At 62.7% G+C, this 21414-nt stretch carries 22 protein-coding genes and 1 pseudogene; 16 read left to right on the top strand and 7 right to left on the bottom strand.

All coding sequences use genetic code 11. The features are described 5' to 3' along the window. Positions 1–6 precede the first annotated feature (6 nt). Positions 7–2448: a GcvT family protein gene (locus ACYG97_RS13475; RefSeq protein ID WP_023733106.1), complete on the top strand. Its 2442-nt coding sequence runs from the start codon at positions 7–9 to the stop codon at positions 2446–2448. 93 nt (positions 2449–2541) lie between these two features. Here the strand turns inward: ACYG97_RS13475 and ACYG97_RS13470 are convergent, their stop codons facing one another. Continuing rightward, positions 2542–2934, bottom strand: a complete 393-nt coding sequence (locus tag ACYG97_RS13470) for a DoxX family protein (protein WP_023690818.1) — start codon at positions 2932–2934, stop codon at positions 2542–2544. 207 nt (positions 2935–3141) lie between these two features. On the opposite strand from ACYG97_RS13470, the gene ACYG97_RS13465 reads away from it, so the two are divergent. Continuing rightward, a complete protein-coding gene (locus ACYG97_RS13465; RefSeq protein ID WP_023699015.1) occupies positions 3142–3630 on the top strand; it encodes a hypothetical protein in 489 nt (162 codons plus the stop codon). A gap of 76 nt (positions 3631–3706) precedes the next feature. Here the strand turns inward: ACYG97_RS13465 and ACYG97_RS13460 are convergent, their stop codons facing one another. Next, entirely contained in the window at positions 3707–4483 is a 777-nt protein-coding gene (locus ACYG97_RS13460; RefSeq protein WP_023733105.1) for a VOC family protein, read from the bottom strand. A 193-nt stretch (positions 4484–4676) separates the two neighbouring features. Here ACYG97_RS13460 and ACYG97_RS13455 point away from each other — a divergent pair, with 193 nt between their 5' ends. Next, complete coding sequence (locus tag ACYG97_RS13455) at positions 4677–5369, top strand: gamma-glutamylcyclotransferase (RefSeq protein ID WP_023690821.1); 693 nt, start codon at positions 4677–4679, stop codon at positions 5367–5369. Between the two features lie 46 nt (positions 5370–5415). Here ACYG97_RS13455 and ACYG97_RS13450 read toward each other — a convergent pair whose 3' ends face one another. Further along, positions 5416–5991, bottom strand: coding sequence for a hypothetical protein (locus tag ACYG97_RS13450; RefSeq protein ID WP_156937168.1), 576 nt, complete (start codon positions 5989–5991; stop codon positions 5416–5418). A 213-nt stretch (positions 5992–6204) separates the two neighbouring features. On the opposite strand from ACYG97_RS13450, the gene ACYG97_RS13445 reads away from it, so the two are divergent. From ACYG97_RS13445 to ACYG97_RS13420, 6 genes are all read left to right on the top strand, one after another. Further along, complete coding sequence (locus ACYG97_RS13445; RefSeq protein ID WP_023733103.1) at positions 6205–7560, top strand: NAD(P)-dependent oxidoreductase; 1356 nt, start codon at positions 6205–6207, stop codon at positions 7558–7560. A gap of 5 nt (positions 7561–7565) precedes the next feature. Beyond that, complete coding sequence (locus tag ACYG97_RS13440) at positions 7566–8408, top strand: class I SAM-dependent methyltransferase (RefSeq protein ID WP_023690824.1); 843 nt, start codon at positions 7566–7568, stop codon at positions 8406–8408. 12 nt (positions 8409–8420) lie between these two features. Beyond that, the gene (gene preA, locus ACYG97_RS13435; RefSeq protein ID WP_023733102.1) at positions 8421–9734 is read left to right on the top strand and encodes an NAD-dependent dihydropyrimidine dehydrogenase subunit PreA; all 1314 of its coding nucleotides are present in this window, start codon (positions 8421–8423) and stop codon (positions 9732–9734) included. A 454-nt stretch (positions 9735–10188) separates the two neighbouring features. Further along, on the top strand, positions 10189–10707 hold the full coding sequence (locus ACYG97_RS13430; RefSeq protein ID WP_023697058.1) for an RrF2 family transcriptional regulator: 519 nt from the start codon (positions 10189–10191) through the stop codon (positions 10705–10707). Between the two features lie 31 nt (positions 10708–10738). Continuing rightward, on the top strand, positions 10739–11197 hold the full coding sequence (locus tag ACYG97_RS13425) for a carboxymuconolactone decarboxylase family protein (RefSeq protein ID WP_023668206.1): 459 nt from the start codon (positions 10739–10741) through the stop codon (positions 11195–11197). A gap of 76 nt (positions 11198–11273) precedes the next feature. Then, a complete protein-coding gene (locus tag ACYG97_RS13420; protein ID WP_023733101.1) occupies positions 11274–11651 on the top strand; it encodes a DoxX family protein in 378 nt (125 codons plus the stop codon). Between the two features lie 2 nt (positions 11652–11653). Here the strand turns inward: ACYG97_RS13420 and ACYG97_RS13415 are convergent. Next, positions 11654–12375, bottom strand: a pseudogene (locus tag ACYG97_RS13415) (SDR family oxidoreductase). Further along, entirely contained in the window at positions 12372–13211 is an 840-nt protein-coding gene (locus ACYG97_RS13410) for an SDR family oxidoreductase (RefSeq protein ID WP_023733100.1), read from the bottom strand. Before ACYG97_RS13410 ends, ACYG97_RS13415 begins: the two are co-directional and overlap by 4 nt. Positions 13212–13310: 99 nt before the next feature. On the opposite strand from ACYG97_RS13410, the gene ACYG97_RS13405 reads away from it, so the two are divergent. Further along, positions 13311–14183, top strand: coding sequence for a helix-turn-helix transcriptional regulator (locus tag ACYG97_RS13405; protein WP_023697054.1), 873 nt, complete (start codon positions 13311–13313; stop codon positions 14181–14183). Positions 14184–14192: 9 nt separating this feature from the next. On the opposite strand, the gene ACYG97_RS13400 is transcribed toward ACYG97_RS13405, so the two are convergent. Then, the gene (locus ACYG97_RS13400) at positions 14193–14822 is read right to left on the bottom strand and encodes a TetR family transcriptional regulator C-terminal domain-containing protein (RefSeq protein WP_023687993.1); all 630 of its coding nucleotides are present in this window, start codon (positions 14820–14822) and stop codon (positions 14193–14195) included. A gap of 255 nt (positions 14823–15077) precedes the next feature. Between ACYG97_RS13400 and aptA the strand changes: the two genes are divergently transcribed. The 5 genes from aptA to ACYG97_RS13375 all read left to right on the top strand — a co-directional run bounded on the left by aptA (position 15078) and on the right by ACYG97_RS13375 (position 20014). Then, the gene (aptA, locus tag ACYG97_RS13395) at positions 15078–16406 is read left to right on the top strand and encodes an omega-aminotransferase AptA (protein WP_023733099.1); all 1329 of its coding nucleotides are present in this window, start codon (positions 15078–15080) and stop codon (positions 16404–16406) included. A gap of 69 nt (positions 16407–16475) precedes the next feature. Beyond that, positions 16476–17726 (top strand): Zn-dependent hydrolase, encoded by a 1251-nt coding sequence (locus tag ACYG97_RS13390; protein WP_023733098.1) that lies wholly within the window; start codon positions 16476–16478, stop codon positions 17724–17726. A 62-nt stretch (positions 17727–17788) separates the two neighbouring features. Further along, positions 17789–19240, top strand: a complete 1452-nt coding sequence (gene hydA / locus ACYG97_RS13385; RefSeq protein WP_023733097.1) for a dihydropyrimidinase — start codon at positions 17789–17791, stop codon at positions 19238–19240. An 80-nt stretch (positions 19241–19320) separates the two neighbouring features. Then, on the top strand, positions 19321–19614 hold the full coding sequence (locus tag ACYG97_RS13380; RefSeq protein WP_245260000.1) for a hypothetical protein: 294 nt from the start codon (positions 19321–19323) through the stop codon (positions 19612–19614). 16 nt (positions 19615–19630) lie between these two features. Next, the gene (locus tag ACYG97_RS13375; protein ID WP_031262037.1) at positions 19631–20014 is read left to right on the top strand and encodes a hypothetical protein; all 384 of its coding nucleotides are present in this window, start codon (positions 19631–19633) and stop codon (positions 20012–20014) included. Positions 20015–20031: 17 nt separating this feature from the next. On the opposite strand, the gene ACYG97_RS13370 is transcribed toward ACYG97_RS13375, so the two are convergent. Beyond that, positions 20032–20436, bottom strand: a complete 405-nt coding sequence (locus ACYG97_RS13370) for a cupin domain-containing protein (protein WP_031193071.1) — start codon at positions 20434–20436, stop codon at positions 20032–20034. A 110-nt stretch (positions 20437–20546) separates the two neighbouring features. On the opposite strand from ACYG97_RS13370, the gene ACYG97_RS13365 reads away from it, so the two are divergent. Next, on the top strand, positions 20547–21338 hold the full coding sequence (locus ACYG97_RS13365) for an ABC transporter ATP-binding protein (protein ID WP_023733095.1): 792 nt from the start codon (positions 20547–20549) through the stop codon (positions 21336–21338). Positions 21339–21414: the final 76 nt, after the last annotated feature.

The raw sequence follows: 21414 nt of genomic DNA, 5'->3' as shown, positions 1-21414 counted from the left end.
AAACTCATGAAATCGCATGCAAAGGTCGTGGTCATTGGCGGTGGCGTCGTCGGGTGCTCCGTGCTGTTCCATCTGGCGCGTCATGGCTGGACCGATGTCGTGCTTTTGGAGCGCGACGAGCTGACCTCCGGCTCGACCTGGCATGCGGCCGGCGGCATGCACACGATCAATGGCGACCCCAACGTCGCCAAGCTGCAGAAATACACGATCTCGCTCTACAAGGAGATCGAGGAGCTGTCGGGACAGGCGACCGGCGTACATCTGACCGGCGGCGTGCTTCTGGCGGCAACCGAGGCGCGGCTCGACTGGCTGCGCGGCGTCGTTGCCAAAGGGCGTTACCTCGGCATCGATCTCGAGGAAATATCGGCCAACGAAGCGGCTGAACTGATGCCGCTGATTGATCCCAAGCAGTTCGTCGGCGCCGTTCGCAACAAGGAAGACGGCCATCTCGATCCCTCCGGTGTGACGCATGCCTATGCCAAGGCCGCGCGCAAGCTTGGCGCCGAGGTCGAGCGCTTCACCAAGGTGGAAGACATTGTGCGCCGGCCCGACGGGATGTGGCGGGTCATCACCAACAAGGGCGAGGTCGTGGCCGAGCATGTCGTCAATGCCGGCGGGTTATGGGCGCGCGAGGTCGGCCGCATGGTCGGGCTGGAACTGCCGGTGCTGGCCATGGAGCACATGTACCTGATCACCGAGGATATGCCGGAAGTCGCGGCGTGGAACGCCAAGACCGGCACCGAGATCATCCACGCCGTCGATTTCGACGGTGAGCTCTATCTGCGCCAGGAGCGCGGCGGCATGCTGATGGGCACCTATGAGAAGGCCAACAAGGTGTGGTCCGAGTTCCAGACGTCTTGGGATTTCGGCCATGAACTGCTGGAGCCGGACATCGACCGCATCGCGCCGTCGCTCGAGGTCGGCTTCCGGCATTTCCCGGCCTTCGAGAGGACCGGCATCAAGCAGATCATCAACGGGCCCTTCACCTTTGCACCGGACGGCAATCCGCTGGTTGGGCCGGTGCGCGGGCTACCGGGTTTCTGGGTCGCCTGCGGCGTCATGGCGGGCTTCAGTCAGGGTGGGGGCGTTGGGTTGGCGCTGTCCAACTGGATGATCGAGGGCGATCCCGGCGCCGACATCTGGGCCATGGATGTGGCGCGCTACGGCGACTGGGCGACGATGGCCTACACCAATGCAAAGGTGCGCGAGAATTATTCGCGCCGCTTCTCGATCCGCTTCCCCAATGAGGAGCTGCCCGCCGGGCGGCAGCTGAAGACGACGCCGATCTACGATCTGCTGTCGGCCAAGGGCGCGCAATGGGGCGTGTCCTATGGGCTGGAAGTGCCGCTCTGGTTTGCGCCCGAGGGTGTCAAGGACGAGTTCTCGTGGCGGCGGTCTAGCGATTTTTCCCATGTCGCCAATGAGGTCGCGACGGTTCGTGAGAGCGTCGGCCTGGCGGAGATTTCGAACTTCGCCAAATACAAGGTGACGGGAGAAGGGGCGGCCGCTTGGCTCGACCGGATCTTTGCCTGCAAGTTGCCGAAGCCCGGCCGCATGACGCTGGCGCCGATGTTGAAGGACGACGGCAAGCTCATCGGCGATTTCACGCTGGCCAATATCGGTGCCCCCAATTCCAACGGGACCGAGTGGTTCATCGCCGGCTCCGGTATCGCCGAGCAGTATCATATGCGCTGGTTCGAGGCACATTTACCTGCGGATAGCTCAGTGCGCATAGAGGCGCTGGGGCAGAAACTGACCGGTCTGGCGATCGCCGGACCCAAGGCGAGGGAGGTGCTGGCGAAGGTCAGCCGCGCGGATGTCGCCAACACCGCATTCCCCTTCATGGCGGTCGCGAAAATGGACATCGGCCCGGCGCCGTGCCTGGTCGGCCGCGTCAGCTACACCGGCGATCTCGGCTACGAGATCTGGGTGGCGCCGGAATATCAGCGCGCTGCCTTCCAGGCGTTGATGGCGGCAGGCGCGGAATTCGGCCTCGGCCTGTTCGGCTCGCGCGCGCTCAATGCGCTGCGGCTGGAGAAAAACTACGGCTCATGGGCGCGCGAATACCGGCCGATCTACGGGCCGCTGGAGGCCGGGCTCGACCGTTTCGTCGCCTATGGCAAGGATGCCGATTTCATCGGTAAAACCGGCGCTCTTGCCGAGCGCAAGCAGGGCGGCAAGCTCAGGCTGCGCACATTTATCCTCGATGCTGACGATGCCGATGTCATCGGCGACGAGCCGATCTGGTACGATGGCGCGGTGCGCGGCTGGGTGACGTCAGGCGGCTATGCGCATCACTCGAAGAAATCCGTCGCCATCGGCTATGTGCCGAAGGAGATCGCCGATGAGAGCGACGGCTTCGAAATCGAACTTTTGGGCAAGCGCCACGCGGCGCGCGTTCAGGCAGCGCCGCTCTTTGACGCGAACTTCGAGCGAATGCGCGCCTGAAGCGCTTCGGCTTTCGCCGAGGCGCTTCAGATTCCTTTGTGCATGTCGTTATCCCAAAACCGCTGCGCACCTTTGGGCGACATGCATTGCGCGTCAGGCGTTGCGGCGGTTGTCGAGCGCGAAAGCGCCGGCGCCGGCAAACACCAGATAGAGGAAGATGAAGCAGAAGGAGATTGCCGCGTCGCCGCTGTTGTTGACCGGGAAGAAGTCGCGCGGGTAGTGCGCCATGAAATAGGCGATGGCCATCTCGCCGGCCAGAAGGAACGCGACCGGGCGGGTGAACAGACCGAGCGCCAGCAGGATGCCACCGGCGAACTCCAGGATGCCTGCAGTCATCGTCAGGCCGGTAAGAGCGTGAGGCTCGGCGCTGACCGGAAAATTGAACAGTTTCTGCGAGCCATGCTCGAGGAACTGCAGGGCTGTGATGATGCGCAGGACGCCGAGCGCCTGCGGCTGAAATCTGGCGAGACCGTCAAAAAGCTTCATCTAAACTCCATTTTTCCAACCATGTGGCCCGGCCATAAATCATCACCCGGCGCTGGACCATTCACTTCCCATGGCCTGTCATCAACAATCGGTGATTGCAATTATTTCCAGTCTGACTTCGAAATTTGCTCTCTTTATGGTTGCATACATCTCGTTAAGGTTGTATATCTGCGTGTAGACACTTCAAACCAGACGGGTTCCTTCGCCATGAAAAAAGTCGCCATCAGCCTGTTCGCAATCCTCGCAAGCACCAGTTTCGCCATGGCCGCTGATGCTGGCTGCGATGCCTTCAAATGGCCGGTGACACGCGAGCAGGAACTGTTTCCGGCAGCGCCCGCCGCGCAGTCCGGTGCCTCTCTTGCTTTCGGCGAAGCCGCGGATATGGCGCTGGAGCCGGTCGATGCGGTCAGCTTCACGGTCTCACCGCAACGCGCGCCGGCAGCCGGCACGTTCGGCGCGACGGCAAACGTGGCCGTGCCAACGGAAGGAGAGCTCCAGATCAGCCTGTCCGATGAGGCCTGGGTCGACGTCATTCAGGAGGGCCAAGCCGTGAAATCAGCGGGTTTCAGCGGCGTGAAGACCTGCCCCGGCATCCGCAAGAGCGTGCGCTTCAAGCTGACGCCTGGCGCAGCCACGATCCAGCTCAGCGGCGCCAGGAAAGAGAACCTCAAGGTCGCGGTGCTGGCGCCGGAGTGACCGCGCCCGGACGCGCCTCTCATCGCACCGGCAGTGCGATGAGAGCAGTTTCCGTGCAGGCGAGTACCGGAGGGGATCAGCGGCCCGGCGCGATCAGCGCGAAATAGGCGCCTTGCGGATCGGTGAACTGGGCAATCCATTGGCCGGTCGGCACCGGCATCGGACCCATGACAATCTTGCCGCCATTGTCGGTGACGCGTTTGGCGGCTGCGTCGATGGCGTCGACATTGAAGTAGAACAGCCACACCGGCACCGGCAGCTGTTGTGGCTTGTTCATGATGCCGCCGCCATTTTCGGGGCCGGCCGAGAAGGTCTGATAGATGCCCATCTCGCCGATGTCCATGCTACCGGCATCGGTCCAGCCGAACTGGCTGGAGTAGAAATCGAAGGCCTTCTGGCGGTCGGACGCATAAAGCTCGTGCCAGCCGACATGGCCCGGCGTCGTTGCCGGAAGGACGGGCTGGTCGGCACCATTGGGCTGCAGGAACATGAAGGCGGCGCCTTGCGGGTCGGCGACGACGGAGAAGCGGCCGACGCCGGGAATGTCGTCGGGTTTGCGGTGAACAGTCCCGCCGGCGGCTTTCAGTGCCTCGGTCGAGGCATCGGTATCGCTGGTGTGGACATAGCCGAACCAGGCCGGCTTCAGACCCGTCCTGGCTGCTTCCTCGGGCAGGGTCATCAGCCCGCCGACGCCACGCTCGGCGGAGTTCACCACGATATACCGCGGCATGCCGGGCGCCTTGTCGAAGGGCTCGGCCCGCCAGCCGACCACGGTGGTGTAGAACGCTTGCGCCGCATCGAGGTCGCTGGTCATCAACTCGTACCAGAAGAAGGGCATTGGGGATCTCGGCATTCTCGGTCTCCTCACCTATGCATCGATCGTCGTCCGATCTATCAAAGGACGTTTTCAGCGACGCGAATCCGACAGCGAACCGGAGCAAATTCAACGGCTGCGTTGACACATCGTTCCGCACTTCGCCCCACCGGCGGCTTGCACTTGGGGCGGTTTTCGACTTTCCTTGGGGCAAACGAGGGGTAGTCGTTTCATGCGCCTTATGTCGCTCACGCCTGAGCTTGTGTCACTGTGTCATCGCGAAGAGGTCGATCCCGGACCCGACTGCAGTTGGACGCAGCTGAACGATGAGGATTACCGGACATTAGCCTTGCGGCTGTCTGAAGAAGCAGACGAGGGGCCTTTGTGGGTGTTCGCCTATGGCTCGCTGATCTGGAAGCCGGCTTTCGAATCCGTCGAACGCCAGCGCGCCACCGCTTTCGGCTGGCACCGCTCCTTCTGCCTCGACATGGTGCGCTGGCGCGGCAGCGTCGCGCAGCCGGGGCTGATGATGGCACTCGAACGCGGCGGCCGATGCGACGGCGTCATCTACCGCCTGCCCGACGGCGACAAGCCGGAGCAGATCGAAAGACTGTTGCGGCGCGAGATCGACGACCATGAGAGTGTCAGCTCGGTCCGGTGGGTTCCGGTGCGCACGGAGCAGGGCCGGATACGGGCGCTCGGCTTCTGGGTCGGGGTGACGGGCAGGGGAACCTCGCTCGGGCAGCCGCTGGACACCGTGGCGGGGGTGCTTGCCAGAGCCTGCGGCCATGTCGGCTCAGGCGCGGAATATCTCTACAACACCGTCAGCCACCTCGAGGAATTCGGCATCCGCGACCGCAATCTGTGGCGGCTGCAGCAACTGGTCGCCGATGAGATCAGGTCGATCCACAGGGGTACTCCCTGAGGTCCATTACTAGGTCGTGAACCCATAAACGACGGTGGGCGGATGCTCAGTGATTTTGGATCGCTCCGAGCTTGATCCAAACCCATTCGGGGTTCCTGTCGTCGTCGGCCCAGATTTCGACCGACACAGGACCGGGTGGAACGGGTATATTTAGATAGTGGAACGAAGCGCTGTCGCTCACGGTTAGCACGCCAGTCGCAGCCTCGATAACACCGGTGAACATTTCTTTTCCCCCGGCATCACATTTCTCGTCACTGACGGTGACGAGCGAGGCTCCGTCGACATAGGAGAGCACATAGAAACACAAGCAATTAGCCGTCGCTGTCGCAAAGGACTGGCCTGTGTTGTCGGGAAATCTCACGTTCGGCGATGCGTCGGAGAGAAACAGGATCGGGTGCGTGGTCTCGATCTGCATTTGGAACTTGGACATCGCTTCCTCCGGTTGAGTATTCTCGCTTCTCCGGGGCCGCTCTCCAAGGCCTTTAAAGTAATTGTCGGTTCGCAGACGCCACACCTGGCAGGCAGCCAGAGGTAAATCTCCCACGGGCTCCCACCGGTGAGCCGTCTCCCTATCATCGGTCATCGCCTTCTCCGTTGAATGAAAGCCGCGCATCGTGCTCAAGCGCCCTATCATTTCGCGCTGGCCTGGAACAGCTTGCCGCGACTTGGAGCTTGTCGCACTCCCCTCTTTGAGGACGCAACCGTCACTCATAACATGAGCAACTAAATCATATTATCAGCTAGGCTTTTCAGTAACTTGAGGCGAAAATTGACCAATTGATAAAAAAATAAAACGTGCTAGCCTTCCCCAAAACGAAAACATGGGGAACTGACGATGCCAGAAGGCCAGTTCAAGGACGGCATTGCCGGCGGCCGGCTTGCCGCCGACCAGTACGCCGAGAATTTTTCCGACCTGCATCCGCCGCTCGATCACCACGAGGCGCTGGTCGAATCCGACCGCTGCTATTTCTGCTACGATGCGCCGTGCATGAATGCGTGCCCGACCTCGATCGACATTCCGCTGTTCATCCGCCAGATCTCGACCGGCAACCCGATCGGTTCGGCCAAGACGATTTTCGACCAGAACATATTGGGTGGCATGTGCGCCCGCGTCTGCCCGACCGAGACGCTGTGCGAAGAGGTCTGCGTGCGCGAGGTGGCGGAAGGCAAGCCGGTGCAGATCGGCCGCCTGCAGCGCTACGCCACCGATGTCGCCATGGCCGAGCACAAGCAGTTTTATCCGCGCGCTGAAACAACCGGCAAGTCGGTCGCCGTGGTCGGCGCCGGGCCGGCCGGCCTCGCCGCCGCGCACCGGCTCGCTCGCCACGGCCATGACGTTACCATTCTGGAAGCCCGCCCGAAGGCCGGCGGCCTCAATGAATATGGCATCGCCGCCTACAAGAGCATCGACAATTTCGCCCAGGCCGAGGTCGACTATGTCACGGGGATCGGCGGCATCGATATCCATAACGGCAAGGCGCTCGGCCGCGACTACCAGCTGTCGGACCTGATCCTGAATTACGATGCCGTCTTCCTCGGCATGGGGCTTGGCGGCGTGAATGCGTTGCGCACGGATGGCGAGGACGCCGGTGGCGTCGTCAATGCAGTGGAGTTCATCGCCGAACTGCGGCAGGCCGGCGATCTCGCGAGCCTGCCGGTCGGCCGGCGCGTCGTCGTCATCGGCGGCGGCATGACGGCGATAGATGCCGCCGTGCAATCGAAGCTGCTCGGCGCCGAGGAGGTGACGATCTGCTACCGGCGCGGCCAGGAACACATGAACGCTTCCGAGTTCGAGCAGGATCTGGCTGCCGCCAACGGCGTCACCATCCGCCACTGGCTGCAGCCGAAGCGGGTCATCGCCGAAGGTGGCAAAGTGTCGGGCATCGAGCTCGAATACACCGCGATGAACGGCGACACGCTTGTCGGCACCGGCGAGCGGCTGACGCTGGCCGCCGACCAGGTGTTCAAGGCGATCGGCCAGAGCTTTGTGCCGGCGGCACTTAACGGCAGCGGTGCTGCGATCGAACTCGAAGCCGGCCGCATCAAGGTCGACGCGGAAGGGCGCACCTCGCTCGCCAATGTCTGGGCCGGCGGCGACTGTATTTGTGGCGGCGATGATTTGACGGTATCGGCCGTCGCGCAAGGCCGCGACGCGGCGGAGAGCATCAACCGGAGTCTGGCACAGGGATAGAGATCATGGCCTCAGTGGAATCAGGCATCGCGCGTCACTACGACGTCTCGGATCTTGAGCAGCACATTCTTGCCGTGCTCGCCGATACCGGCGTGGAAATTGCCCATCTACGCGCTGGCGATCTCGAAGCGGTCGACGAGTTCCACATTGGCGGTATCGCCGCCACCAGGGAACTCATCGGCCAGATGGGTTTGAAGCCGGGGGCCAGGCTGCTCGACATTGGTTCCGGCGTGGGTGGTCCAGCCCGCTTCGCCGCCAACAATGCCGGCGCCGATGTCACCGGCATTGATCTGACGCAAAGCTATGTCGACATCGCGACCAGCCTGTCGAAGCGGGTGGGAATGGCCGACAAAGTCCGGTTCGTGCAGGGCAGCGCGCTGGACATGCCGTTCAGCAACAAAAGCTTTGATACGGCCATGATCCTGCATGTCGGCATGAATCTTCCCGACAAGAAAAAGCTGATGAGCGAGGCGGCGCGTGTGCTCAAGCCGGGCGGCGTCTTTGCCGTCTACGATGTGATGCGGCTCAAGGCAGGTGCGCTGACCTATCCGCTGCCATGGGCATCCGACGAGAGCATGTCCTTCGTTGCCACGCCCGACGACTATCGTTCGGCTGCCGCCGCCGCGGGGTTCTCTGTAACCGCCGAGCGCCCTCGTGGCGCCTTCGCCATCGAATTTTTCGACACGATACGGGCGCGCATGGCTGCGGCGCAGGCGGAAGGAAAAAAGCCGCCGCCTGGCGTTAATCTTATCATGGGCGAGAACGCCGGCACCAAGATCGCCAATCTCACCCCCGCGCTTAAAGGCGGCATTCTCGCACCCGTGGAAATGCTCCTTCGTCTCGGTTGAAAGGGACCTGTCATGGCAGACATCCGCAACAATTTCGTCGGCATCAAATCGCCCAATCCGTTCTGGCTGGCTTCGGCGCCGCCGACCGACAAGGCCTACAACGTCATCCGCGCCTTCAAGGCGGGCTGGGGCGGCGTCGTGTGGAAGACGCTGGGCGAAGAAGGTCCGCCGGTGGTCAACGTCAACGGCCCGCGTTATGGCGCGATCTGGGGGGCGGACCGGCGCCTGCTCGGCCTCAACAATATCGAGCTGATCACCGACCGCGATTTGCAGGTCAATCTGCGCGAGATCAAGCAGGTCAAGAAGGACTGGCCCGACCGCGCCATCGTCGTCTCGCTGATGGTGCCATGCGTCGAGGAAAGCTGGAAGGCGATCCTGCCGGTGGTCGAGGAGACCGAAGCCGACGGCATCGAGCTCAATTTCGGCTGCCCGCACGGCATGTCGGAACGCGGCATGGGCGCGGCCGTCGGCCAGGTGCCGGAATACATCGAAATGGTGGTGCGCTGGTGCAAGGCCAACACCCGTATGCCTGTCATCACCAAGCTGACGCCGAATATCACCGATGTGCGCAAGCCGGCGCGCGCCGCACTCTCCGGCGGAACCGACGCGGTGTCGCTGATCAACACCATCAACTCGATCACCGGCGTCGACCTAGACAGTTTTGCGCCGCAGCCGACCATCGACGGCAAAGGCTCGCATGGCGGCTATTGCGGCCCGGCGGTGAAGCCGATTGCCATGAACATGGTGGCCGAGATCGCCCGCGATCCGGAAACGCGCGGCCTGCCGATCTCCGGCATTGGCGGCATCACCACCTGGCGCGATGCGGCTGAATTCATGGCGCTCGGCGCCGGCAATGTGCAGGTGTGCACGGCGGCGATGACATACGGCTTCAAGATCGTGCAGGAGATGATCGCCGGTCTCGAAAACTGGATGGACGAGAAAGGCCACGCCTCGCTCAACGACATTGTCGGCCGCGCCACGCCCAACGTCACCGACTGGCAGTATCTCAACCTCAATTACATCGCCAAGGCGCGTATCGACCAGGACGCCTGCATCAAATGCGGCCGCTGCCACATCGCCTGCGAGGACACTTCGCACCAGGCAATCACCAACATGGTCGACGGCGTCAGGCATTTCGAGGTGATCGAGGCCGAATGCGTCGGCTGCAATCTGTGCGTCAATGTCTGCCCGGTCGAGAACTGCATCACCATGGAGCCGCTGGCCGCCGGCGTCATGGACCAGCGCACCGGCAAGCCGGTGTCGCCGATCTATGCCAACTGGACGACGCACCCGAACAACCCGATGGCCAAGGTGGCCGCGGAGTAGACTTGGGTTCCTCGCCCCGATCGACGTCTACGTTGTGCACTCATCTTCTGTGATTGGTCGGCGTGAGGGCTTGGTTGCCACGTGGTTCCCCCAATCCGTCGCTGCTTCGCAGCGCCGCCTTTCCTCCCTCCGGAGGGAAAGGAAGGGAGCTTTACTGGACGAACGTTGGACGGCAAAAAACTTGGCGCCGTTCCTCTCCCCCGTCGATCGGGGGAGAGGTGGCTCGGCGAAGCCGAGACGGAGTGGGGGTCGATCAGCGCAATATAAGACAATGCATGCGCCAAGCCGCCATACACGCTATCGCCACAGACCAGCCGCCCGGAAATGTGTGCAGGCCGCAGACCGGGATGCCCAAGTTCTGTGAAGCCATTGCTATATGTGAATTTCCGCATTCCCCTATTGCAGATAAAATTTATCCACGATATAAGATATCCATGAATAGGAGCGCAACATCGTGAAGCTGGGCGAGGGTGTAGAAGCGGCCATCCATTGCGCGGCCACACTGGCCAGCGTGGAGGGCAACAGCACGATGCCGGGTGCTGCTTTGGCAGAGTCCTTCGGCCTGTCGCCGAGCTATCTGCTGAAACATCTGAACCAGCTGACTGCTGCGCGCATCCTGGAATCGGTGCCGGGACCGGCGGGCGGCTACCGGCTGGCGCGTCCGGCCGAGCGCATCACGCTGCTCGATATCGTGCTTGCGGTCGAGGGTCGCGAGCCGGCCTTCCGCTGCGGCGAGATCCGCCAGCGCGGCCCGGTCAAGATCGATGCTTCGGCCTATGTGAAGCCGTGCGGTATCAATGCCGCGATGCTGAAGGCCGAGCGCGCCTATCGCGCGGCCCTCGCGGAAACCCGGTTGTCCGACATCGTGGCTGATTACAAGGCCGAAGGCGATCCGCGATCATTTGCCGCCAGCTGTGCCTTTGTCGCGCGCCATCAGCGGCCGCAGAAACCCGCTTCGACCAAACAGATTTAATCCCCGCCAAACAGATGTGAAAGGAAAGACGATGAAACAGAGACTGCAATTCTTCGCCAAGGCGCCTGAGATCATGAAAGCCGTGTCGGCGCTCAACAAGGCGGTCGACGAATGCGGGCTTGAAGTGAGCCTGCTGCATTTGATCAAGCTCCGCGCCTCGCAGATCAATGGCTGCTCCTACTGCGTCGAGATGCACAGCCGCGAGGCGAGGCGCGATGGCGAAACCGAGACACGGCTCTATCTGGTTTCGGCCTGGAAGGAGTCGCCGCTGTTTTCCGAGCGCGAACGCGCGGCGCTTGCTTGGACCGAGGCAACGACCCTGATCGCCAACAATGGCGTTTCGGACGAACTCTATGCCCGCACGCTAGAGCACTTCTCGGAAGAGGAACTGGTCAAGCTGTCGGTCGCGATCGGCATGATCAACACCTGGAACCGGCTCTGCATCCCGTTCCACGCCATTCACCCGATGCCGGCGGCCAAAGCAGCCTGACCGTGCGGTTAGTCATGGAGCGCCGTGGAAAGGGCGGCGCTCCACCTGTTTCATGCTTAAGTACGGGGAAGATTTCATGCCTGTCGATTTGCCTTCGACCCTGTTGTTTCTCGGCCGCCTGTTGCTTGGCGGCGCCTTCGTTGTCGCGGGACTGCGCAATGTTCAAAACGAGGCGTTCCTGACCGGGCTGATGGCCGCGCGCGGCGTGCCGCAGGCGAGACTGGCGTTGTGGGCCGGCATCGTCCTGCAGACCGTTTCCGGCGCGCTGGTGATGGCCGGCCTGTGGACCGCGATCGCCAGTGCTGTGCTGGTGCTGTTTCTCATTGTCGCGACGCCGATGTTCCACAATTTCTGGGACCATCAGGGCCCGGACCGGGCCTCGCGCATCAACGGCTTCGTCGGCAACGTCGCCCTGGCCGGAGGCTTTCTCACGCTGATCGCACAGTCGCTGTAAGGTCACGCCGCGAAGCGCAAACCGCCATCGCAGGTCAGCACTTGGCCGGTCATGAAGCCGTTGGAGACGAGAAAGGCGATTGCGCCGGCGACGTCCTCGGCGCGGCCGATCCTGCCACCGGGGTTTTGCCGGCATATTCGCTGAACACCGCCTGCCGCTGGTCTTCGGCCAGAAAATCCCACCATGGCGTGTCGATGACGCCGGGCGCCACGACGTTGACGCGCAGAGGCTTCAGTTCGACCGCCAGGATCGGCACCACCGTCAGCAGCATGCCGTTGACGGCGGCAATGCCAGCCACGCCGGGCGCCGACAATTGGGCGGACACCGCCGAGATGAAGGTGACCGATCCCGATCTGTCGAGCGTCGGCAAGGCAGACTGCAGGCAGGACAGCTGCGGCCGGACTTTCTCGTCGACGCCGCCGGCGATGTCTGAGAGGTCGAGGGTTTCGAACGGCCCAAGTCCCTTGCCGCCGCTGGCGGCCAGCACGAGGTGATTGAACGGTCCGAGTTCCCCAAAGAACTGGCGAACTTCGTCCGGCTTCGAAGCATCGAAGGCAGCTTTTTCGGCGGCGCCGCCGAGGCTCTTCCAGGCGCTGGTGAGCTTGTCCTGGTTTCGTCCGGTGATGGTCACCTTCATGCCTGGGCCCAGCAGTTTTCGCGCCGTTGCCAGGCCGATGCCGGATGAGCCGCCGATGACGACCGTGTGTTCGATCTTGCCGGTCATGAATGCTGTTCCTTCGATTTTGCGGAGACTTGGCCGACGAGGTCGAGGCTCAGGGCTCGCAATTGCTGTCTGGCCTTGGCGTCATAGGCTTGTGCGTCGGCGCGGGATTCCTTTTGGCCATCGAAATAGAGGCCACTGCGGCCCTCCAGCGCGGGCGATGTCGCGAGGTTGAGAATGGCGTCGGCGCCGGTCTCGACCGAACTCCATGGCGTCACGCCAGTCTGCTTGACCATGGTGGTGTTCATGTAGCTCGCCGGATGCAGCGCGTTGACGGTGACGCCGCTGCCTTTCAACTCTCCGGCGAGGTCGATGGTGAACAGGATCTGCGCCAGCTTGCTCTGGCAATAGGCGCGCACGCCGTCATAGGAACGGGTCAGCATGACATCGCCGAAATCGATCGCCTGCTGGCCGGCCGAAGCGACGTTGACGATGCGCGCCGGCGAACTCGCCTTGAGCAGCGGCAGCAGTTCCGAGGTCAGCAGGAAACCGGCGAGATAGTTGACGGCAAGGCGCAGTTCGAAGCCGTCGGCGCTGAGCTGTCGCTTGGCGCCGGCCGTGCCGATGCCGGCATTGTTGATGAGGATGTCGAGCCGGTCGGTTTTTGCGCGTACGGCCTCGGCAAGGCGGCGGACCTCGGCTAGCGAGGCGAGGTCGGCGGCGAGGTACTCGGCTTTGCCGCCGGCGGATTCGATTTCTGCGACGGTTGCCTTGCCGCGAGCCGCGTCACGGCCATGCACCAGCACGCGCGCGCCGCCGGCGCCCAGCCTTTGCGCGACGACACGGCCGACGCCGTCGGTCGAACCGGTGATGAGGATTGTCTTGTCTTTCAGATCCATATTCAGAGCCTCCATCTCTCTGGATGGAAGATGGGGCGCCTGACCCAGCCCAAACAGTTCAAACTTTATCCTGGTATCAATACTGCTATAATAGCTCTCATGGATGCCCCCACGCACTCCGCTGAAGACAGCCGCCGGCGCGAGCTTGGCGCCTTCCTGCGCTCGCGCCGCGAAAGATTGACGCCGTCCGCCACCGGCATCGCGACCGGTCTGCGGAGACGCACGCCCGGCTTGCGTCGCGAGGAAGTGGCGATGATCGCCGGCGTCGGCACCACCTGGTACACATGGCTAGAGCAGGGGCGCGAGGTCAGACCCTCGGTGGAGGTGCTAGCGGCGCTCAGCGAAGCGCTGCGCCTCGACGCCGTTGAAAGGCGGCATCTGTTCATCCTGGCAGGCCGCCAGCAACCGGAGAACCGCGTGGCTGCGCCGGAAAAGGTCGATGGCCCGCTGATGCATATGCTGGAGAGCCTGGTGCTGCAGCCGGCCTATGTCGTCGGGCGGCGCTGGGACGTGCTGGCCTGGAATCCGGCGGCGGTAGCGGTGTTCGGTGATTATGGCCTGCTAGAGGGCGACGCCCGCAACATCGTCCACATGGTGTTCACCAATCCGCATCACCGGCGCCTGCTGGTTGACTGGGAGCAATTGGCGCGCACCGTGCTGGCCTCGTTCCGGGCGGAAAGCGCCCGCTATGTGGGCGATGCGGATTTCGAGCGGCTGATCGTGCTTATGACGCGCTCAAGTCCGGAGTTTCGCGACTGGTGGCCGCAACGCGACGTGGCACGCCGATTGTCGGGGGTGAAACATGTCCGACATCCGAGCGCCGGCGCCATGACGTTCGAGCATATGAGCCTGTCGATCGACGACGGCTCGGACATGAAGCTGATCGTCTACACGCCGCTGGCCGAACAGAATTCGATCGAGAAGCTGCAGAATTTGCTTGAGGCGATGCCGGCGGAGCGCCGCAGCGCCTGACGCCCAAGGTCAGCCCTTCGGCTTCAGCCCATCAATGAACAACTGCTCCAGAAACCGCGCCGCATCCTCGAAGCGGCCGTCGCCGCCGCGATCGGGCCCAAGCACCGCGCGGACCTGGACATCGAAATCGGCATAGTGCTGCGTCGTCGCCCAGATCGAAAAGATCAGGTGCCAGGGATCGGTGCGGGCGATTTTTCCCGCGCGCATCCAGCCCTTGATGACGTTGGCCTTCTCGTCGACCAGCGTTTTCAGCTCACCCGCCAGCAGCGGCATGATGCGCGGCGCGCCTTGCAGGATCTCGTTGGCGAACAGCCGGCTCTCCCTGGGAAAATCACGCGCCATTTCGAGCTTGCGCCGGATGTAGCTCCTGAGCTCGGTCAGGGGGTCGCCGATGTCGTCGAGTTCACGTAGCGGCGCCAGCCACGTCGCCAGCAGCCGCTCCATCAGCGTTTCGTGGATGTCTTCCTTGCGGCGGAAATAATAGAGCAGGTTCGGCTTCGACATCCCCGCGGCCTCGGCGATCTGGTCGATGGTCGAGCCGCGAAAGCCGTTGGTGGAGAAGACTTCGAGCGCTGCTTCCAGGATCAGTTCGCGCTTTTCCTGCTGGATGCGGGTGCGGCGAGGGGCTGAGCCTTCCATGGCGCCGCTCACCCCTGCAAGCCTTGGCCGAGCGGGTCATCTGGACCAATTCTCTGGACCAGTTTATCTCTTACCCGTGGAGCGCACTTCGCAGGCCGCATTTCCGCTAGTAATCCCTTGACCGCCGACAGGGCGGTGCTAACGTTTGTCCAATCGGTCAAAAATTTGCGTAGCATGAAAACGCAGCAAAGACCAAGCTTTGGAAAGACCAAGCGTTAGCCGCACCGAAACAGGTTACAAGGGGAAGTCTTGGTCATGTCCAACCGGCTGAAAGTCACGCCGAACGATCTCAGCGCATTCTGGATGCCGTTCACGGCAAACCGGCAGTTCAAACAGGCGCCGCGCATGTTCGTGTCCGCCAAGGACATGCACTACACCACCAGCGACGGTCGCAAGGTGCTCGACGGCACCGCCGGCCTCTGGTGCGTCAATGCCGGCCATTGCCGTCCCAAGATCACCGAGGCGATCCAGCATCAGGCCGCCGAACTCGACTATGCGCCGGCCTTCCAGATGGGTCACCCGATCGTGTTCGAACTGGCCAACCGCCTGGTCGACCTCGCGCCCAAGGGCATGGACCATGTCTTCTTCACCAATTCCGGTTCGGAATCGGTGGAAACCGCGCTGAAGATGGCGATCGCCTATCACCGTGTGAAGGGCGAGGGCGCGCGCACCCGCCTGATCGGCCGCGAACGCGGCTATCACGGCGTCAATTTCGGCGGCATTTCGGTCGGCGGCATCGTCACCAACCGCAAGATGTTCGGCACGCTGCTCGGCGGCGTCGACCACATGCCGCACACGCATCTGCCGGAAAGGAACGCCTTCTCCAAGGGCGTGCCGGAATATGGCGCCGAACTCGCCAACGAGCTGGAGCGCATCGTTGCCCTGCATGACGCCTCGACCATCGCCGCCGTCATCGTCGAACCGGTCGCCGGCTCCACCGGCGTCATCCTGCCGCCGAAGGGCTATCTGCAGAAACTGCGCGAGATCTGCACCAAGCACGGCATTTTGCTGATCTTCGACGAGGTCATCACCGGTTTCGGCCGTCTCGGCGCGCCGTTCGCAGCGGATTATTTCGGCGTCACGCCCGACATCATGACCACCGCCAAGGGCGTCTCCAACGGCGTCATCCCGATGGGCGCGGTGTTCGTGAAGAAGGAAATCCACGACGCCTTCATGACCGGCCCCGAGCACATGATCGAGTTCTTCCACGGCTACACCTATTCGGGCAATCCGATTGCGTGCGCCGCGGCACTCGGCACGCTCGACACCTACAAGGAAGAGGGCCTGCTCACCCGTGGCGAGGAACTGGCGCCCTACTGGGAAGATGCGCTGCATTCGCTGAAGGACGAGCCGCATGTCATAGACATCAGGAATATCGGCCTGATCGGCGCGATCGAACTGGCGCCGATCGCCGGCAGCCCGACCAAGCGGGCCTTCTCGGCCTTCGTCAAGGCGTTCGAGCGCGGCGCGCTGATCCGCACCACCGGCGACATCATCGCGCTGTCGCCGCCACTGATCATCACCAAGGGCCAGATCAACGAATTGATCGACCATGTCAGAGAAGTGCTGAAGGCGATCGACTAATCTATCCAGCCAGTCGGGCGGCGGCGGGAACCGCCGCCCGGTTGGTTATATGAAATGAGAGGACTTTGAATGGCCGCCCCGGGCGAGAATCTGCGAATCAATTCAGACCGTTTGTGGGATTCCATCATGGAGATGGCGAAGATCGGCCCCGGTATTGCCGGCGGCAACAATCGCCAGACCGTGACCGACGAGGACGGCGAGGGACGGCATCTGTTCAAGCGCTGGTGCGAGGCGGCCGGGCTCGAAATGGGGCTCGACGAAATGGGCACCATGTTTGCCCGCCGGGAAGGCGCTGATCCCAGCCTGCCGCCGGTTTATGTCGGCAGCCATCTCGACACGCAGCCGACCGGCGGCAAATATGACGGCGTGCTCGGCGTGCTCGGCGGGCTGGAGATTATTCGCTCGCTTAACGATCTCGGCATCCAGACCAGGCATCCGATCGTCGTTACCAACTGGACCAATGAGGAAGGCTCGCGCTTTGCCCCGGCGATGATGGCGTCCGGCGTGTTCGCCGGTGTGCTCGATCAGGCGGACGTGTATCAGCACACTGATAAACAGGGCAGGAAATTTGGCGAGGAGCTGGAGCGCATCGGCTGGAAAGGCACCGAGAAAGTCGGTGATCGCAAGATCCACGCCTTCTTCGAACTGCATATTGAGCAGGGGCCGATCCTCGAGGACGAAGGCATCGACATTGGCGTCGTCACCCACGGCCAGGGCCTGAAATGGCTGCAGGTAACGCTGACCGGCAAGGAGGCGCATACCGGCTCGACCCCGATGCCCAAGCGCCGTAATGCCGGGCTCGGCATGGCTCGGGTCATCGAACTGGTGCACGAGATCGCCATGGACTACCAGCCCGACGCCGTCGGCGCGGTCGGCCACATGGAGGTGTTTCCGAACTCGCGCAACATCATCGCCGGGCGCACCGTCTTCACCATCGACATCCGCTCGCCCGAGAAGGAAGTGCTGGACGCGATGGATGGGCGCATACGCGAAGGCATCGACACAATCTGTGAGGCGCTCGACATCAAGTACAAGGTCGAGCAGGTCGGCGCTTTCGATCCGGTCACCTTCGATGCCGGCTGCGTCAAGGCGATCCGCGACGCCGCCGATCGGCTCGGCTATTCCCACCGCAACATCGTCTCCGGCGCCGGCCACGACGCCTGCTGGATCAACCGCGTTGCGCCGACCGCCATGGTGATGTGCCCCTGCGTTGACGGGTTGTCACACAACGAGGCTGAGGAAATCACCAAGGAATGGGCCGGCGCCGGCGCCGACGTGCTGTTCCATGCGGTGGTAGAGACAGCGGGGATCGTGGCGTGAACTAAGATCTGTATTCAAAACGACGCTCACAAGAAGCGCGAAGAGAACAAGGGAACACGACAATGACCAAAGTCATCCGAAACGGCACCATCGTCACCGCCGACCGCACCTGGAAGGCCGATGTGCTGATGCAGCACGGCAAGATCGTCGCCATCGGCTCGAACCTGCATGGCGACCATGAGTTCGACGCCAGCGGCTGTTACGTCATGCCGGGCGGCATCGATCCGCACACCCATCTCGAAATGCCGTTCATGGGCACCTATTCGGCCGACGATTTCGAGTCCGGGACGCGTGCGGCCCTTTCCGGTGGCACCACGATGGTGGTCGATTTCTGCCTGCCGGCGCCGCAGCAGTCGCTGCTGGAAGCGTTGCAGATGTGGGACAACAAGACCTCGAAGGCTGCCTGCGACTACTCCTTCCACATGGCGATCACCTGGTGGGGCAAGCAGGTGTTCGACGAGATGGCCACCGTCGTCGACAGAGGCATTACCTCGTTCAAGCATTTCATGGCCTACAAGGGCGCGCTGATGGTGGACGACGACGAGATGTACGCGTCGTTCCAGCGCTGCGCCGATCTCGGCGCGCTGCCGCTTGTTCATGCCGAGAATGGCGACGTGGTTGCGGCGCTGTCGCAAAAGCTGCTCGCCGCCGGCAATAATGGCCCCGAGGGACACGCCTATTCGCGGCCGCCGGAAGTGGAGGGCGAGGCGACCAACCGCGCCATCATGATCGCCGACATGACCGGCGTGCCGCTCTATGTCGTGCATGTGTCCTGCGAGCAGAGCCACGAAGCCATCCGCCGCGCCCGCCAGAAGGGCATTCGGGTTTTCGGCGAGCCGCTGATCCAGCATCTGACGCTGGATGAAAGCGAGTATTTCGACAAGGATTGGGACCATGCGGCGCGCCGCGTCATGAGTCCGCCCTTCCGCAACAAGCTGCACCAGGATTCGCTGTGGGCCGGCCTGCAGGCGGGATCGCTGCAGGTGGTGGCGACCGACCACTGCGCCTTCACCACCAAGCAGAAGCGCAACGGCGTCGGCGATTTCACCAAGATCCCGAACGGCACTGGCGGGCTTGAAGACCGCTTGCCCGTGCTGTGGACGACGGGCGTCAACACCGGGCGGCTGACGATGAACGAGTTCGTCGCGGTGACTTCGACCAACATCGCCAAGATCCTCAACATGTATCCTAGGAAGGGCGCCATCGTCGAAGGCGCGGACGCCGACATCGTGGTGTGGGACCCCAGCGCCAAGAAGACCATCACCTCGAAGAAGCAGCAATCGGTGATCGACTACAACGTCTTCGAAGGTTTTGAGGTGACCGGCCTGCCGCGCTTCGTCTTTTCGCGCGGCGAATTGTCGGTCGAGGAAGCGGAGGTCAAGGCCAAGCCCGGCCATGGCGAATTCGTCGCCCGCGAGCCGAACGCGGCGGTCAACCGGGCTCTATCGACCTGGAAGGACATCACCGCGCCGCGCAAGGTCGAACGCACCGGCATTCCGGCGACAGGCGTTTGACGTTGCGGAGCCCGGGGGCGCTCATTTCACTGGTCGTGGCGATGGTGGTCGCTGGTCCGGCAACAGGGGCCGAGAGGCTGGTGGGCTTCTGGGGCAACGATGCCGGTTGTGTCTTTGCAAAGGCCGGCTTTCAGGGCCGCGACGATTATATCGTGCTGACCGCCGAGGGCATCGAGACCTATGGCAGCGGCTGCCGGTTCGCGCAGCAATTGACGTGGGCGCCGGGCACGCAATCACTTGATGCGACCTGTTCCGCCGAAGGCGAGGCGGGGACGACGGCTGAAACCGTTGTGGTCACCAACAAGGGCGAGGGTGGGTTCTTCGTGACCATTCCCGGTCTTGAAGAAATGGGGCCGTTGCAACCGTGTTCGTGACGTTGGAGCTGGGGGAATGAGCGCGCGCGGTTTGGGGCCGTCTGTTGCGATGGTAGTCGTTCTGGCTGCGGGTCAGGCCCTTGCGGCAGGCATCGACCTGACGAAACCCTATGGGGACAAATATGGCTGCATCAACCGCAACGGCCAGGAAGTCGCCGCCGATCGGATGCTGCTTTTGACCGACGAGGCATTGGTCACCGCCGCCAGCGCCTGCACCTTCACGGACAAGCAGGCGCAGGCTGATGGGTCGCTGGTGGTGACGGCAACATGCGAGGCGGAAGGCGAAGAAGGACAGGAGCCGACCAAATTCACCATCAAGCGCAGCGCCAAGAACGCCAAGAAGCTGACGGTCGCCGACGAGGACGGCAATGTCATGGGCGAAGTGGCGCGGTGCAAATGACGGCAGTCCCGTCAGCGTCAGGCCACCAGCGCATCCAGCTCCGGCAACAGGACGACGCTTTCCTGTTCATTGGGATCGGTGCGGGCGATGACGGCCGAGGACGGGGCGTTGCTCAGATTGGCCGGCAGATGCGGTACGCCGGCCGGGATGTAGAAGAGGTCGCCGGCCTTGACGACGATGTGGTTCTCGAGCCTGTCGCCATACCATGTGTGGACCTCGCCCGAGAGCACATAGATCGCCGTCTCATGGCTTTCATGCAGATGCGCCTTGGCGCGGGCGCCAGGCGGCAGGGTGAGCAGATGCATGCAGATGCCGGACGAGCCGACCGTCTCGGCTGCAATGCCGGCAAAATAGGTCAATCCCTGCTTGCCTTCATAAGTGCTTTCAGGACGGATAAGGTGACAAGTGGGTTTGGGCGACATCGGCAAGGCTCCGGGCGTCGATTGGGTGGGATTGGACGAGTGGAAAGCAACATCAACGCGAATGCAACGGCATTTCATCCTGGGCGGCTGCGAGAAGCAGGCAGCAAGCGATGACGGGACGATCGCCAGCCGTCGTCTCGGCAAGCAAACTTGGCCTTACCTTTCAGACCAATGACGGTCCGGTAGAGGCGCTCTCCAATGTCGACCTGACCATCGGCAAGGGCGAGTTCGTCTCCTTCATCGGCCCATCGGGCTGCGGCAAGACCACCTTGCTGCGCGTCATCGCCGATCTGGAGAAACCGACATCGGGCACGATCTCGGTCAACGGCATGACGCCGGAACAGGCGCGCGAGAAACGCGCTTATGGCTACGTCTTCCAGGCGGCAGCCCTTTTCCCGTGGCGCACGATCGAGCGTAACGTGGCGCTGCCGCTGGAGGTCATCGGCCTTTCGAGAGCGGAGCAGGCCGAGCGCATCAAGCGCACGATGGAGCTCGTCAACCTCTCCGGCTTCGAGAAGAAATACCCCTGGCAGCTTTCCGGCGGCATGCAGCAGCGCGCTTCGATCGCCCGCGCGCTCGCCTTCGACGCCGACCTGTTGCTGATGGACGAGCCCTTCGGCGCGCTGGACGAGATCGTGCGCGATCATCTCAATGAACAGCTTCTGGAATTGTGGGCGCGCACCAACAAGACGATCTGCTTCGTCACCCATTCCATCCCCGAGGCGGTGTATCTGTCAACGCGCATCGTCGTCATGTCGCCGCGCCCAGGTCGGGTTACCGACATCATCGAATCGACGCTGCCAAAGGAGCGGCCACTGGACATCCGCGAGACGCCGGAATTTTTGGCGATCGCGGCCAGGGTACGCGATGGCTTGAGGGCAGGGCACAGCTATGATGATTGAGGGGGTAGCGAATGAGTGCGGACGTCGCCGCCACGCCTTCGTCATCCTAGGGCGAAGCAAGGAGCGAAGCGACGCG

It is taken from the genome of Mesorhizobium sp. W067 (assembly GCF_054719525.1).
This window is presented reverse-complemented; position numbering and strand designations above follow the sequence as displayed.

Excerpts from the sequence above, each read along its gene's own strand:
- ACYG97_RS13475 (WP_023733106.1), top strand. The coding sequence starts at position 7 with ATGAAATCGCATGCAAAGGTCGTGGTCATTGGCGGTGGCGTCGTCGGG.
- ACYG97_RS13470 (WP_023690818.1), bottom strand. The coding sequence starts at position 2,934 with ATGAAGCTTTTTGACGGTCTCGCCAGATTTCAGCCGCAGGCGCTCGGC.
- ACYG97_RS13465 (WP_023699015.1), top strand. The coding sequence starts at position 3,142 with ATGAAAAAAGTCGCCATCAGCCTGTTCGCAATCCTCGCAAGCACCAGT.
- ACYG97_RS13460 (WP_023733105.1), bottom strand. The coding sequence starts at position 4,483 with ATGCCGAGATCCCCAATGCCCTTCTTCTGGTACGAGTTGATGACCAGC.
- ACYG97_RS13455 (WP_023690821.1), top strand. The coding sequence starts at position 4,677 with ATGCGCCTTATGTCGCTCACGCCTGAGCTTGTGTCACTGTGTCATCGC.
- ACYG97_RS13445 (WP_023733103.1), top strand. The coding sequence starts at position 6,205 with ATGCCAGAAGGCCAGTTCAAGGACGGCATTGCCGGCGGCCGGCTTGCC.
- ACYG97_RS13440 (WP_023690824.1), top strand. The coding sequence starts at position 7,566 with ATGGCCTCAGTGGAATCAGGCATCGCGCGTCACTACGACGTCTCGGAT.
- preA (WP_023733102.1), top strand. The coding sequence starts at position 8,421 with ATGGCAGACATCCGCAACAATTTCGTCGGCATCAAATCGCCCAATCCG.
- ACYG97_RS13425 (WP_023668206.1), top strand. The coding sequence starts at position 10,739 with ATGAAACAGAGACTGCAATTCTTCGCCAAGGCGCCTGAGATCATGAAA.
- ACYG97_RS13420 (WP_023733101.1), top strand. The coding sequence starts at position 11,274 with ATGCCTGTCGATTTGCCTTCGACCCTGTTGTTTCTCGGCCGCCTGTTG.
- ACYG97_RS13410 (WP_023733100.1), bottom strand. The coding sequence starts at position 13,211 with ATGGATCTGAAAGACAAGACAATCCTCATCACCGGTTCGACCGACGGC.
- ACYG97_RS13405 (WP_023697054.1), top strand. The coding sequence starts at position 13,311 with ATGGATGCCCCCACGCACTCCGCTGAAGACAGCCGCCGGCGCGAGCTT.
- ACYG97_RS13400 (WP_023687993.1), bottom strand. The coding sequence starts at position 14,822 with ATGGAAGGCTCAGCCCCTCGCCGCACCCGCATCCAGCAGGAAAAGCGC.
- aptA (WP_023733099.1), top strand. The coding sequence starts at position 15,078 with ATGTCCAACCGGCTGAAAGTCACGCCGAACGATCTCAGCGCATTCTGG.
- ACYG97_RS13390 (WP_023733098.1), top strand. The coding sequence starts at position 16,476 with ATGGCCGCCCCGGGCGAGAATCTGCGAATCAATTCAGACCGTTTGTGG.
- hydA (WP_023733097.1), top strand. The coding sequence starts at position 17,789 with ATGACCAAAGTCATCCGAAACGGCACCATCGTCACCGCCGACCGCACC.
- ACYG97_RS13375 (WP_031262037.1), top strand. The coding sequence starts at position 19,631 with ATGAGCGCGCGCGGTTTGGGGCCGTCTGTTGCGATGGTAGTCGTTCTG.
- ACYG97_RS13370 (WP_031193071.1), bottom strand. The coding sequence starts at position 20,436 with ATGTCGCCCAAACCCACTTGTCACCTTATCCGTCCTGAAAGCACTTAT.
- ACYG97_RS13365 (WP_023733095.1), top strand. The coding sequence starts at position 20,547 with ATGACGGGACGATCGCCAGCCGTCGTCTCGGCAAGCAAACTTGGCCTT.